We start from the raw sequence: 13,294 nt of genomic DNA, 5'->3' as shown, positions 1-13,294 counted from the left end.
AACTAGCAGGACGAAGTCCGTTCTAGTACCTAGGCTTGTTCGCTTTTATCACTCTCACCGTTTCTAACGTTTATTACCATTACAACCAAATTTCAGACATAAAAAAGCCCCAACTAATGTTGAGGCTTTTTTACACCACTCTCTATTGCTAGAGATTATAATGGTACCCGAGGCCAGACTTGAACTGGCACGCTTATTCAGCGAGGGATTTTAAATCCCTTGTGTCTACCGATTCCACCACTCGGGCAAACTTAGTGTGCTTTGATAGAAAAACATCAACTCACTTAATTTGTTTTACATAAGATAAACTGAGCGGATTTCGCCTCCCGCTTAACTTGAAGCACACTTTACTGATTTTTTTTGGCCAAGCAACTAAAACATTGATCACATCGAACTGAACGCTTCAAAAAACGCCAATCCGATGTAAAATCCAACAAAACAAAGTGTTTAGCACAGACATCTGATTAGTTGGCTCTCACTGGGGTTAAGCCCTTGCTACGATTAGTCACGGCTTCTTCAATCTCAAAGCCTGCTTCGCTCCACACTTGTGCTTCATCAACATTAAATGATTCTTTAGCCCAAATGGTTGCGGTGTCTAAATTGAAGTTAGCTTTTATCCAACCATCAGATTCAGCAGGTCCAAAGCCCCTTACACGCCAGTTTTGCGCTTGGGTCGAATCAAAGCCGATGGCTTTCCATTGACTAATCTCACGCTCAGACATGCCTTGCCAGCTAGGTACTGATGCACAAGCCACTAAACATAATACTAATAAACCTGACAATAATTTTTTCATACATTCCTGATAATCAACATAAATACCACTGCACATAAATCGTCAAATTACGCATAAGAGATCGTAAATTTTGTGGATCATATCTGAGAATTTATTTTTGACAAGTAGGATAAGAAAAAATAATTGTCCGTTAAACAAACCACAAAAAAAGGCCGCATCCGCGACCTTATTCACATTAACCTAAATCAAGACATTAGCTACGCTGACGACTTGGTTTTCCATGGTTACCGACCACTTTATGCTTACGCACTGCACGGCGGATTTTAGCGCTTTTAACTTTAGAACGCGCAACACTGTGTTTGTCGGTACCTAAAATTGAACGGGTTTCAGCTTCTAAACCGGCAAGTTTACGTAAGTAGTTTACTTGGTCAATAGTCAGCTCGATCCAGCCACCACGGGGTAAGGTCTTTGGTAATTCAACCATGCCATAGCGCACGCGGATCAAACGGCTGACTTGCACTTCTTGCGATTCCCACAAACGACGGACTTCACGATTACGCCCTTCACTCAGGGTCACATGCCACCATTGGTTGATACCTTCGCCACCAGCAGGTTTGATGCTGTCAAACTTTGCTGGACCATCTTCTAAGGGCACACCATTACGTAAACGCTGTACTGCGACATCTGACACTTCACCAAAGGTACGCACAGCGTATTCACGCTCTACTTCATTCGACGGATGCATTAAACGGTTAGCTAACTCACCATCACAGGTAAATAATAGTAACCCTGAAGTGTTAATGTCTAAACGACCTACCGCAACCCAGCGAGCATCACGCACTTTAGGTAAACGTTCAAACACGGTAGTACGGCCTTCAGGATCTTTGCGCGAACAAATCTCACCTTCAGGTTTATGGTATGCCAGTACACGACAAACAATGTCATCAGCTGATTTTAATGAAATAGCGCGGCCATCGATACGTATTTTGACATCAGCCTCAACACGATCACCTAAACCAGATATTTCACCGTCAACACTAACTCGGCCTGCAGCAATCCATGCCTCCATCTCACGACGGGAGCCATGGCCTGCACGGGCCAAGACTTTCTGCAATTTTTCACTCATTAGCGGACTCTTTAAAGGATTAAATATGAAAAACAAGATGTTAATAACTCTTGTTCCATTATCTTTTTAGGATTGTACCCGCAAGGAGCGCATACAATTTAGAAAAGTACATCGATTATACGCTGAATGGAGCTGGTGAGCAAAAAATACCAGTGTTTCTCAACTATATCAGTCATGCTTACGCAAAATTGCTGCTTTAAGTGACTTATTAACGAAGAAATGCCGCTGTTAACGAGTCACTTTAATATTAAACACTAGGGCCTAGGCTATACCTGACTAGCTACACCACTAAAGTAACTCGCGACGCAAAACCTAAACCCCAAATGATGGTTATCACCATAGAGCCCAAAAAGGCATCACTGATTAATGGGATCATCCCTAACATAGTGGTGATAGCTGCCATCATCACAGGACGAACACGGCTTACACACGGATCAAGCAGTGCAAATCCAGCGTCCTTACCTTCTTCGCGTTCAAATTGATTTGAACAACCAATACAATGCCATTTTGATGACCATGCCAGATAGATTCGATAACTCAAACAACACCCTAAAGCTAAACGGCGCATCCAATATCAATAATCCTGCTGATACGCCAGTAATAGCCAATGGTACAGTGAACCGGGTAATTAGTGGTTGTCGCACCACATTAAACAGGAACAAGGTGCTTAAAAATATCGCTAAATAGCCTATTGAGATCAAGCTAGAGACAGCCGTTATAGAACAACACAATTCGATTTTATTTCGCTTCGCTAATGGTAAATCGTTTAGCGAAGTGCCACAGGCCTATGATGCTATGCGAGCGGTTAAGGATGATTATGTACTAACGAGTATTAAATGAGCTTACGAGGCTTCGCTTTTTGGACGAGGTATAGGTTATTTACCGCTGCGTATTTGTCAGCAAGAATTTAAACATGCCAAACGGGTGCGTTTGTTTGCTAAGTGACCACCATATATTAGCGTGTCATTTTTTGTGTATCCATCAAGATGATTTTTAAGCCTCATCGATCAGCGATTTATCGATTATATAGTAAATAATCTACCCGAAAGTGGCCGTTATCAATCACCATAGACACAGCAAAAAGTGTGTCTGTCGCCCACCGGCAATTGATAATAAAATATTATCAGAAGAGACAGCTATTGATTAATGTTGAGTAGCATTATCAGCATCGCGGGAGTTTGGTTCAGCTTGTGCCTCAACCGTATCGCTATTGCCATGATGCTTGTCAGTATGACTGTCCGTTGCAACATGCTTTTCACCTAGGTCCTCCATCTGGACTAGATCAACCGCTTCATTTAGATCAACCGTCTCATCAAGCTCAACAATATCATCCATGGCTAACTGGGCTTTTTTAAATAATGAATGTAAAGAATCAACATCCGTTAACGCAGGTAAATCGGCAAGTTTTGTTACATTAAAATAATCAAGAAATGCACTGGTAGTGGCATATAACGCTGGCTTACCGGGCACTTCTTTATGGCCAACCACTTTAATCCACTGGCGATCGACCAAGCTTTTAATAATCTGACTGCTAATAGCAACGCCTCTAATGTATTCAATATCACCACGAGTCACGGGTTGCCGATACGCAATAACGGCCAAGGTTTCAAGTGTAGCCCGCGAATATTTAGGGGCTTTGTCTTGCCACAGTGGTTGTAGATAAGGACTGAGTATTTCTTGAGTTTGGAAGCGATAGCCGCTAGCTACTTTAACCAGTTGTACACCACGTTCTTGATAATCTTGTTGTAATTCATCGAGCGTTTCCTGAATACGCGTCCTCGACACACTAAAATCAGCGAGTACGGTTTCTTTGATGGCTTTTACCGACAACGGCTTAGCTAAGACAAATAAACTGGCTTCTATGAGTTGTTTTAGTTGAATAGGATTAATTGGCTTCATGGATCTCTTCGAATATCGTTAATTAATACGCTTTTACATAAATTGGCGAAAACGGTTCATTTTGCACTAACTCAACTAATAATTCTTTAACCAGCTCCATTAATGCCAAAAAACTCACCACCACACCGGCTCGACCTTCACTCACATCGAACAAGCACTCAAAACCAATGTATTCCGTACTGGATAACTTGGTTAAAATTTGACTCATACGTTCGCGCGTGGATAAGTGTTCGCGCTTAACATGGTGATCTTCGTTGGCATCAATCCGTTTGAGCACTTCCCCAAAGGCACGAGCAATGTCTACAAGTGAAACCTCTGGTGGCACCGTCACCGGTTTAATATCGGGAGCTGCGCTAACAGATGCCTGAAACACATCTCGTTCAATACGCGGTAGCACATCAATATCGGCTGCCGCTTGCTTAATCACCTCATAAGCCTTTAATTGCCTAATAAGTACCACACGGGGATCTTCTTCCTCATCGTCTTCCGTCGCCATTTTGGGCAACAGCAAACGTGACTTAATTTCAGCCAACGTTGCGGCCATGACCAGGTAATCGGCTGCCAGCTCAATCCGCGCTTCGGTGAGGATCTCAATATAGAGTAAATATTGTTGGGTAATTTGTTGGATGGGTAAATCAACCACATCCAATTTTTGTTTGCGGATCAAATAGAGTAACAAATCCAGTGGGCCTTCGAAGGTTTCAAGAAACACTTCTAGGGCTTCCGGCGGAATAAACAAGTCCAATGGCATGCTATCAAGAACTTGACCACGAACCACTGCCAATGGCAGGCTTTGCTGACTGCCTTGCATGTTTATCCTTGACGATTCATCAACGGGGGTTTCCCTCGTTTATTAAAATGTGCTGGTATCGCCAGCGCCTTGACGTAAAATAACCATCTCATCTTCAGACATATCAATTACTGTCGTTTGATTTTCAGGTAAATAACCACCGTGAATAATGCCATCGACTAGATGATCTAAAATATCACGAATATGCTCAGGATCTGACTCGGCAATTTGCTCATTGGGCATCACCAAACTCGTGGTCATCATAGGTTCATCTAATGCCTCAAGCAACGCCAGCGCAATGACATTATTAGGAACACGAATACCTATGGTGCGTTTTTTGTCACATTGTAAACGACGAGGTACTTCTTTGGTCGCTTTAAAGATAAACGTGTAAGGGCCAGGCGTACAACTTTTCAATAAACGATATGCTTGATTATCAACACGGGCAAAATTGGCCAGTTCAGATAAATCACGGCACATTAATGAAAAGTTTGTATCGTTTTCAATCTGGCGAATACGCGCCATACGCGTCATGGCGTTTTTCTCACCAATCATACAACCTAATGCATAACCCGAGTCTGTTGGATAAACAATGACCCCACCTTGTTTAAGAATCGCTACCACTTGATTAATTAACCGTGCTTGTGGGTTTTCGTCATGGATATAAAAAAATTGACTCATGCTCTTTCCGTCCAATATTGTGATTGCCAAACCCATTCCACACCTTGTGGTTGGAATAAGTTTTTACCTAGCTCGATCCAATTGCTGGGGAAATGAAAGTCGCTCCCCACTGAAGCAAGTAGGTTATTTTGCTTACTTAATGCGATAAGATTATTACGGTCGTCCAACGTTTGTTGGCCTAAAATAACTTCAATCGCATCGCCACCGGCCTCTGCAAATTCACGCACTAAGCGCTTAAGCCATTTGGCCGATAATTTGTAACCGCTAGGGTGAGCTAATACAGCAACGCCACCCGCTTGATGAATATGCTCTATGGCATTGGCCATGTCGCCCCAATTATTGGGTACATAACCTGTTTTACCGCGTGCTAAGAAGCGTTTGAACACGCTCGGCATATCTGATGCGTGGCCATTGTCGGCTAACCATCGAGCATAATGGCCACGACTCAACGCCGCATCGCCAGCAATAGCTTTTGCACCGTCATAGGCGCCTTCTATCCCAGCCTTAGCTAAACGTTCGCCAATTTCTTGGGCGCGCACTTCACGCAATTGCCGTTGGTGAGTTAAAAAACCCAACAATCCAGAGTGAGTAATGTCCAAGTTTAATCCGACGATATGAATATCAAAACTATTCCAACGAGTCGAAATTTCACAACCATTAATTAATAATAATGGTGTGGCATGGCTTTGATTAGCAAGATGCGCTTCTGCTAACCCTGCGACAGTATCATGATCAGTAATTGCAAACATCTCAACGCCTTTTTCAATAGCGCGAGTGAGTAATTCTGTTGGTGTTAATTGACCGTCTGATGCGGTCGTGTGGCTGTGAAGATCGGCCAAGAGAGTCTCTGTAATCATGTGCTTATTGTACAAGAATAGCGATAAGAATACTGCTTGGATTTATGAATAAATAATACCAATTGATGAATTCTTTAAGTATAAGTTAGCTGAAGTGCTCAATAAATAAACGAGATTTATCCTGATTGTCATTTTTTGACGACTTTTGAGAAATATTCAATTGACATTAATCTCCAGTTGGGTTTTCCTATAGACATTAAACACAGTTACAACACAGCGATTAACAATGACATACTCTTTAGCTTCATTAAACATTACTTGGTGGTGGCACTTCCCAAATTAACGGGTGGTGTGAAGCTTTGAGCTCATTTTTAAGAGACAAGATTTTACCAGAAAGCCCGCAGAGATGTGGGCTTTTTTGTTATTTGGCTCATTCGATTTTATCACTCGGGTTACACAAGATTAAAGGCCAACAGATGATAAACACAATGACACAGGGAGCGGCCACATAGTGACTACAATCGTGACGACACCAAACCAACTCGCTCAGGTTACGACGCAAAAGCAGACGTTAACCTACCATACGGATCCACTAAAACTTTATCAGCAAGTGACCCATAACGCGCCGCATACCATGCTATTAGAGTCAGCTGAGGTCGAAAGTAAAGACCATTTAAAAAGTATTGTGTTAACCCATGCCGCGATGATGATCCGTTGCGATGGTTATCAACTCACCTTTAGTGCATTGACTCACAATGGCGCCGCGCTGTTAACGCCCATTGCCGGTTTTTTTGGTGATGCACAGCAACAACGCGACAATGAGACACTAATAGTCACGCTGCAAAAGGCCACCGAGTTACAAGACGAAGATGCGCGCTTAAAGTCAACATCTCCGCTTGATGGCTTAAGAATGTTTATCAAACACATTCAAACCAATAATCCGCTACAGTTTGAAGATTTATTTTTAGGGGGCGTATTAGCATATGACTTAATTGATACCGTCGAGCCACTCCCCGCGGCGCCCAACGCAAATAATGACTGTCCCGACTACTTATTCTATCTTGCGGAAACACTTATTTTAATTGACCATCAAACCCAACAAGCGGAGATTGTCAGTCATCAATTTGGTCAAGATAACATCATTGCACAACAGCTCGCTCAGCAACTGCAACACGTCATACAACAATGCGCCGAATTAGACGATATTGCTCCCTTTGCGCCAGTAGCAGCCGACGCAGAAGTCAACATCACCGACCAACAATTTAAGCAAACCGTTAATGATTTAAAAGAACACATTGTCGCCGGTGATATTTTCCAAGTAGTGCCATCTCGATGCTTTAGCTTACCTTGTCCTAATACATTAGGGGCTTATCGGGCTTTACGCTTAACCAATCCAAGTCCGTATATGTTCTATTTTAGAGGCCCAGACTTCACTTTATTTGGCGCCTCGCCAGAAAGTGCCTTGAAATATGATGCTGCCAGTAATCAAGTTGAAGTGTATCCCATAGCCGGCACTCGTCAGCGCGGTAAAAATGCCCAAGGTGAGATTGATGTTGACTTAGACAGCCGCATAGAACTTGAGCTGCGTTTAGATAAGAAAGAATTGTCAGAACATTTAATGCTGGTCGATTTAGCCCGTAATGACATCGCCCGCATCAGTCAAAGCGGAAGCCGTAAAGTCACCGAACTATTAAAAGTCGATCGTTACTCGCACGTTATGCATTTAGTTAGCCGCGTCACTGGCCAATTACGTGAGGATTTAGATGCCTTACATGCTTATCAAGCGTGTATGAACATGGGCACCTTAGTGGGTGCGCCAAAAGTGCGTGCATCACAATTAGTGCGTCAAGCAGAACAAGCTCGTCGTGGCAGTTATGGTGGCGCGGTCGGTTACCTCAATGGTCTGGGCGACATGGACACCTGCATTGTTATCCGCTCCGCCTTTGTTAAACATAATATTGCCCATATACAAGCAGGTGCCGGGGTGGTGTTTGATTCAGATCCACAAGCAGAAGCCGATGAAACGCGTCAAAAAGCCCAAGCGGTGATTTCGGCGATCAAAATGGGAGGTGGACTATGAGCACTGCAACCCCACAAGCGACTATGCGGATGAAGTTATATTTACTCGATAATTTTGACTCATTCACCTACAACTTAGTGGATCAATTCCGCAGCCTTGGCTGTGAGGTGATCATTTATCGTAATGATGTTAGTGCCGATTATGTTGCAGAAAAACTGATCAATGAAACCGGTAAAGCCGCATTAGTGCTATCGCCTGGCCCTGGCGCGCCTCACGAAGCAGGCTGCATGATGGAACTCATTGGTAAAGTCGCCGGTAAAGTCCCGATGCTTGGCATTTGTTTAGGTCATCAAGCCATGGTCGAATATTATGGCGGCAAAGTTGAACGCGCGCCGTTTGTGGTCCACGGCAAAGCCAGTCCAACCTTCCATAATGGTGAAGGCGTATTTGCTAATTTACCCTCACCTTTGCCCGTTGCCCGTTACCACAGTTTAGTGGCAACAAAGGTGCCAGACTGCTTGAAAATCATTGCTACCACCGATGAGATGCCAATGGCAATATTGCACCCACAACATCAAGCAATCGGATTTCAATTTCATCCAGAATCGATTTTAACCACTTTAGGTAGCCAGTTACTGACGCAAACATTGGCGTATTTAACCCAAGAGCATACTTTTACCGGAGGCGCATAGTGGATAACCTACAAGCTTTATTCGACCGCCTTTACCAAGGTAGCGCGTTAACTCGCGAACAAATGGCGCAAGTTTTTAGCGCTCTTATCCAAGGTGAGATGCAGCCAGCAGCTATGGCAGGTATGTTGGTGGCGCTGAAAATGCGCGGCGAAACCATTGACGAAATAGCCGGAGCCGCTGATGCTTTACGACAAGCAGCCAAACCATTCCCGCGCAGTGACGCCTCTAAACACAGCGGCATTGTTGATATTGTCGGTACCGGTGGTGATGGCCATAACACCATTAATATTTCAACCACTGCCGCTTTTGTTGCAGCAGCAGCAGGCGCTAAGGTAGCAAAACACGGTAACCGTAGCGTATCAAGTAAGTCTGGTTCATCTGACTTATTGTCCCATTGCGGTATTACGCTCACCATGGCGCCAGATGCGGCAAGCCAGTGTTTAGATAAGCTTGGCTTATGTTTCTTATTTGCGCCCCATTACCATGGCGGAGTTAAACATGCCGTGCCCGTTAGACAAGCCTTAAAAACCCGTACCATTTTTAATGTGCTCGGCCCGTTAATTAACCCTGCAAACCCAGAGTTTATGTTGCTAGGAGTTTACAAACTTGAACTGATCGAGCCTATCGCACACGTGCTTCATGCCCTAGGGGTTAAACGCGCCATGGTGGTGTATGGCAGTGGCTTAGATGAAGTCGCATTGCATGACAATACTCATGTGGCAGAACTAAAAGACGGCGTGGTGCGTACTTACCAACTTAGCCCTGAAGATCTTGGTGTTAACCGCGCAGGTATAGCGCAGTTAGCCGGTGGCGAACCGGCTGAAAATGCCTTAATCACCCAAACCATTTTACAAGGCAAGGGTCTACCCGCTCATCGAGATGCTGTCGCTATTAACGCTGGTTGTGCTTTGTACATCAGCGGCATTTGCGACTCAGTTCAAGCGGGCACTCAGCTAGCACTAGCGACACTTGCCAGTGGTGCAGCCTTTACCTTATTAATCGAACTAGCTGCCGCGAGCCAAGCTGGAGAAAACCATGAGTAAGCCAGAAAGTAATGTGTTAACCCGCATCATTGAAACTAAAGTGGCGCATATCGCCGCGCTTAAACTGCGTTTCCCAGAAGCCAGTTTACAGCCTAAAATATCTGACCGTAGTTTATATGACGCCCTCAAAGCGCCTAATGCTCAGTTCATTTTTGAATGTAAAAAGGCCAGTCCCTCAAAAGGACTGATCCGTCAAGACTTTGATGTTGAAGCCATCGCAGATATTTATACTCACTACGCCGCTGGCATCTCAGTGCTCACCGATGAACAGTTTTTCCAAGGTGACATGGACTACATTCCTAAAGTCCGCGCCAGAGTGACTCAGCCGATTATCTGTAAAGACTTCTTTGTCGACCCTTATCAAGTAAAATTGGCTGCCCACCAAGGTGCTGATGCCATTTTACTCATGCTGTCAGTGCTTGATGATGGGCAATATCGTTTATTAGCTAACGAAGCGGCAAAGTATCAATTAGATACCTTAACCGAAGTGAGTAACCAAGCTGAATTGGTCAGAGCCATTGATCTAAATGCACCGATCATTGGTATTAACAACCGTAATTTACGCGACTTAAGCACTGATCTTGCAACCACCGAATTATTAGCCCCGCAGATCCCTGCCGACAGAGTGGTGATTAGCGAATCAGGTATTTATAACCACCAACAAGTCCGCCGCCTAAATCCCTTGGTTGACGGCTACCTTGTTGGTAGTTCAATTATGGCGCAAGACGATATTGATTTAGCTTGCAGACAGCTTATTTTTGGTCACAATAAAGTCTGCGGTTTGACCCAAATTGACGATATTGAAGCAGCCGCCAAAGCAGGTGCAGTATTGGGTGGATTAATTTTTCATTCCAAATCACCAAGAGCGGTTACCCCGGCTCAAGCCAATCATTTAGTAGAACAAATGCAACAGCGTAATATTGGATTAAATATGGTGGGTGTGTTTGTTAATCATCCCATTGCTGATATCGCCTTGTTAGCTCATACACTGGGTCTTTATGCGGTGCAATTGCACGGCAATGAAACAGAACTTGAAATCAACGAGCTAAGGGTATTACTTAATCATCAGCAACTGAATACTCAAATTTGGAAAGCGGTCTCTATTGACAGTAACACCGGCGAGATGAGTGCAAAGCCTGCTGGCGCCGATCGTTATTTATACGACAGCAAGTCAGCACAACAATTTGGCGGTACAGGTCAAACATTCAATTGGCAAACCAGCATCATAGATAAACAACAGGCGATGTTGGCGGGAGGATTAACCCCAAACAATGTTTATCTCGCCAGCCAGCAAGGATTTTATGGGGTCGACCTAAATTCAGGAGTAGAATCTACCCCTGGCCATAAAGACCACCAACAACTGATTGCCGCCTTTGCACAATTACGCCTTAATTAGCGAGCAGTTGCGAACAATTTATTGACATTATTACACTATGATTCACTGGGAAATTTTATGACCAAGCTCAAGCTTAACCCTTATTTCGGCGAATATGGCGGTATGTACGTACCACAAATTTTAGTCCCTGCATTAAAACAACTTGAAACAGCCTTTATCGAAGCGCAACAAGATGAAAGCTTTATCGCTGAATTTACCGACTTGTTAAAAAACTACGCCGGACGCCCAACGGCGCTAACACTTACCCGTAACTTAAGTCCGAACCCTTTGGTGAAAATTTACCTGAAGCGTGAGGATTTGCTTCACGGTGGCGCCCATAAAACCAACCAGGTATTGGGTCAAGCGCTGTTAGCTAAGCGTATGGGCAAAAAAGAAATCATCGCTGAAACAGGCGCAGGACAACACGGCGTAGCCACTGCCCTAGCCTGTGCCCTTTTAGGCTTAAAATGTAGAGTCTATATGGGCGCCAAGGACATTGAACGTCAATCGCCGAATGTATTTCGGATGAAATTAATGGGCGCTGAAGTTATTCCGGTTACCTCAGGTTCATCAACCCTAAAAGATGCTTGCAACGAAGCCATGCGCGATTGGTCAGGCAGCTATGATAAAGCGCATTACTTGCTGGGTACTGCAGCCGGGCCGCATCCATTCCCGACAATTGTGCGAGAATTCCAACGTATGATCGGTGAAGAAACTAAAAAACAAATTCTTGAAAAAGAAGGACGCTTACCCGATGCCGTTATTGCTTGCGTCGGCGGCGGTTCAAATGCTATTGGCATGTTTGCCGATTTTATTGATGAACCGTCAGTAGAATTGATTGGTGTGGAACCCGCTGGTAAAGGTCTCGATACCGCTATGCACGGCGCGCCGCTTAAACACGGTAAAACCGGTATTTTCTTTGGGATGAAGTCACCCTTAATGCAAAACAGCGACGGTCAAGTTGAAGAGTCTTATTCTGTTTCTGCTGGGCTTGATTTCCCATCGGTTGGTCCACAACATGCACATTTGAATGCCATTGGTCGTGCACGCTATGAATCAGCAACTGATGATGAAGCACTGGATATGTTCCAAAAACTCGCGCGATGCGAAGGGATTATCCCCGCATTAGAATCTGCCCACGCTCTTGCCTATGCGGTACGCATGGCCGAAGAAGCCACTAAAGAAACGATTTTAGTGGTTAATCTATCTGGGCGTGGCGACAAGGATATATTCACTGTGGCAGATATTTTAGAGGCCAAACAAAAACAACAGGAGAGCGGCAATGAGTAACCGTTATCAAGCAACATTTGCTGCACTAAAAAAACAACACAGAGGCGCGTTTGTTCCTTTTGTCACCATTGGCGATCCGAGCCCTGAATTATCGTTGAAAATTATCCAGACCTTAGTTGATAATGGCGCTGATGCGCTTGAATTAGGCTTTCCTTTTTCAGATCCATTAGCCGATGGCCCCGTGATACAAGGCGCAAATTTACGCTCATTGGCTGCAGGCACTAAACAAAGTGATTGTTTTGACATCATCACTAAAGTGCGGGCGCAATACCCAGATCTGCCTATCGGATTATTGTTGTATGCCAACTTAGTTTTTGCCAATGGTATCGATGCATTTTATGCCAAAGCACAAGCTGCCGGTGTGGATTCAGTGTTAATTGCCGACGTGCCAGTTGAAGAATCTGAACCCTTTAGTCAAGCCGCAAAAGCACATGCTATTGCGCCAATCTTTATCGCTCCGCCAAATGCTGACTCTGACACCCTAAAGCTGGTCAGTGAACAAGGTGAAGGTTATACCTATCTATTATCACGTGCCGGCGTCACGGGTACTGAGTCAAAAGCCGGTGAGCCAATTGAAAATATTCTCACACAACTCGTCGAGTTTAATGCCCCACCGCCACTATTAGGGTTTGGTATTGCCGAACCAGAGCAAGTGCGCGCCGCCATCAAGGCTGGCGCCGCGGGGGCAATTTCAGGTTCTGCGGTGGTTAAAATCATTGCCGCTCATCAACACGATGAAGTCACATTACTAGCAAAAATGGCTGAATTTACCGTTGCAATGAAAGCGGCAACCTAGAAGTATTTATAATTGGTGTTATCAACAAAAACAAAAAAGGCGCTTTAAGCG

General features: G+C 44.4%; 12 protein-coding genes, 1 tRNA gene and 1 pseudogene. 6 read left to right on the top strand and 8 right to left on the bottom strand.

Annotated features, from left to right (window positions below; translation table 11 throughout):
- Positions 1 to 161: 161 nt before the first annotated feature.
- The 8 genes and pseudogenes from AAEZ00_RS09025 to rnm form a co-directional block, all read right to left on the bottom strand.
- A tRNA-Leu gene (locus AAEZ00_RS09025) sits at positions 162 to 247 on the bottom strand.
- Between the two features lie 217 nt (positions 248 to 464).
- The gene (locus AAEZ00_RS09020) at positions 465 to 794 is read right to left on the bottom strand and encodes a hypothetical protein (RefSeq protein ID WP_101030488.1); all 330 of its coding nucleotides are present in this window, start codon (positions 792 to 794) and stop codon (positions 465 to 467) included.
- A gap of 193 nt (positions 795 to 987) precedes the next feature.
- Complete coding sequence (rluB, locus tag AAEZ00_RS09015) at positions 988 to 1,860, bottom strand: 23S rRNA pseudouridine(2605) synthase RluB (RefSeq protein ID WP_101030484.1); 873 nt, start codon at positions 1,858 to 1,860, stop codon at positions 988 to 990.
- A 280-nt stretch (positions 1,861 to 2,140) separates the two neighbouring features.
- A pseudogene (locus AAEZ00_RS09010) lies at positions 2,141 to 2,576 on the bottom strand (efflux RND transporter permease subunit); the annotation flags it as partial.
- 427 nt (positions 2,577 to 3,003) lie between these two features.
- Positions 3,004 to 3,759, bottom strand: a complete 756-nt coding sequence (gene scpB / locus AAEZ00_RS09005) for an SMC-Scp complex subunit ScpB (protein ID WP_351088580.1) — start codon at positions 3,757 to 3,759, stop codon at positions 3,004 to 3,006.
- 22 nt (positions 3,760 to 3,781) lie between these two features.
- Positions 3,782 to 4,570: a segregation and condensation protein A gene (locus AAEZ00_RS09000; RefSeq protein WP_101030480.1), complete on the bottom strand. Its 789-nt coding sequence runs from the start codon at positions 4,568 to 4,570 to the stop codon at positions 3,782 to 3,784.
- 42 nt (positions 4,571 to 4,612) lie between these two features.
- Positions 4,613 to 5,230: an L-threonylcarbamoyladenylate synthase gene (locus tag AAEZ00_RS08995; RefSeq protein ID WP_101030476.1), complete on the bottom strand. Its 618-nt coding sequence runs from the start codon at positions 5,228 to 5,230 to the stop codon at positions 4,613 to 4,615.
- Positions 5,227 to 6,087 (bottom strand): RNase RNM, encoded by an 861-nt coding sequence (rnm, locus tag AAEZ00_RS08990; protein ID WP_124014168.1) that lies wholly within the window; start codon positions 6,085 to 6,087, stop codon positions 5,227 to 5,229. The genes AAEZ00_RS08995 and rnm overlap by 4 nt, the downstream gene beginning before the upstream one ends.
- Before the next feature lie 448 nt (positions 6,088 to 6,535).
- On the opposite strand from rnm, the gene AAEZ00_RS08985 reads away from it, so the two are divergent.
- Genes AAEZ00_RS08985 through trpA form a run of 6 tightly spaced genes read left to right on the top strand, consistent with a single transcriptional unit; the run spans position 6,536 to position 13,243 of the window.
- Positions 6,536 to 8,107 carry an anthranilate synthase component 1 gene (locus AAEZ00_RS08985; protein WP_502959322.1) on the top strand — a complete coding sequence of 524 codons (1,572 nt, stop codon included), beginning with the start codon at positions 6,536 to 6,538 and terminating at the stop codon, positions 8,105 to 8,107.
- A 29-nt stretch (positions 8,108 to 8,136) separates the two neighbouring features.
- The gene (locus AAEZ00_RS08980) at positions 8,137 to 8,739 is read left to right on the top strand and encodes an aminodeoxychorismate/anthranilate synthase component II (protein ID WP_101034639.1); all 603 of its coding nucleotides are present in this window, start codon (positions 8,137 to 8,139) and stop codon (positions 8,737 to 8,739) included.
- On the top strand, positions 8,739 to 9,782 hold the full coding sequence (gene trpD, locus AAEZ00_RS08975) for an anthranilate phosphoribosyltransferase (RefSeq protein ID WP_351088578.1): 1,044 nt from the start codon (positions 8,739 to 8,741) through the stop codon (positions 9,780 to 9,782). Before AAEZ00_RS08980 ends, trpD begins: the two co-directional genes overlap by 1 nt.
- Positions 9,775 to 11,178, top strand: a complete 1,404-nt coding sequence (trpCF, locus tag AAEZ00_RS08970; protein ID WP_351088577.1) for a bifunctional indole-3-glycerol-phosphate synthase TrpC/phosphoribosylanthranilate isomerase TrpF — start codon at positions 9,775 to 9,777, stop codon at positions 11,176 to 11,178. Before trpD ends, trpCF begins: the two co-directional genes overlap by 8 nt.
- A 57-nt stretch (positions 11,179 to 11,235) precedes the next feature.
- Complete coding sequence (gene trpB / locus AAEZ00_RS08965; protein WP_101030461.1) at positions 11,236 to 12,447, top strand: tryptophan synthase subunit beta; 1,212 nt, start codon at positions 11,236 to 11,238, stop codon at positions 12,445 to 12,447.
- Complete coding sequence (gene trpA, locus AAEZ00_RS08960; protein WP_101030455.1) at positions 12,440 to 13,243, top strand: tryptophan synthase subunit alpha; 804 nt, start codon at positions 12,440 to 12,442, stop codon at positions 13,241 to 13,243. Before trpB ends, trpA begins: the two co-directional genes overlap by 8 nt.
- The last annotated feature ends 51 nt before the right edge of the window (positions 13,244 to 13,294 follow it).

The sequence above is a fragment of the Shewanella sp. S1-49-MNA-CIBAN-0167 genome (assembly GCF_040310145.1).
Taxonomy (GTDB): Bacteria; Pseudomonadota; Gammaproteobacteria; order Enterobacterales; family Shewanellaceae; genus Shewanella; species Shewanella psychromarinicola.
This window is presented reverse-complemented; position numbering and strand designations above follow the sequence as displayed.

What these genes read in the sequence shown, in the direction of transcription:
- AAEZ00_RS09020 (WP_101030488.1), bottom strand. Translation starts at nt 794, where the DNA reads ATGAAAAAATTATTGTCAGGTTTATTAGTATTATGTTTAGTGGCTTGT.
- rluB (WP_101030484.1), bottom strand. Translation starts at nt 1,860, where the DNA reads ATGAGTGAAAAATTGCAGAAAGTCTTGGCCCGTGCAGGCCATGGCTCC.
- scpB (WP_351088580.1), bottom strand. Translation starts at nt 3,759, where the DNA reads ATGAAGCCAATTAATCCTATTCAACTAAAACAACTCATAGAAGCCAGT.
- AAEZ00_RS09000 (WP_101030480.1), bottom strand. Translation starts at nt 4,570, where the DNA reads ATGCAAGGCAGTCAGCAAAGCCTGCCATTGGCAGTGGTTCGTGGTCAA.
- AAEZ00_RS08995 (WP_101030476.1), bottom strand. Translation starts at nt 5,230, where the DNA reads ATGAGTCAATTTTTTTATATCCATGACGAAAACCCACAAGCACGGTTA.
- rnm (WP_124014168.1), bottom strand. Translation starts at nt 6,087, where the DNA reads ATGATTACAGAGACTCTCTTGGCCGATCTTCACAGCCACACGACCGCA.
- AAEZ00_RS08980 (WP_101034639.1), top strand. Translation starts at nt 8,137, where the DNA reads ATGAAGTTATATTTACTCGATAATTTTGACTCATTCACCTACAACTTA.
- trpCF (WP_351088577.1), top strand. Translation starts at nt 9,775, where the DNA reads ATGAGTAAGCCAGAAAGTAATGTGTTAACCCGCATCATTGAAACTAAA.
- trpB (WP_101030461.1), top strand. Translation starts at nt 11,236, where the DNA reads ATGACCAAGCTCAAGCTTAACCCTTATTTCGGCGAATATGGCGGTATG.
- trpA (WP_101030455.1), top strand. Translation starts at nt 12,440, where the DNA reads ATGAGTAACCGTTATCAAGCAACATTTGCTGCACTAAAAAAACAACAC.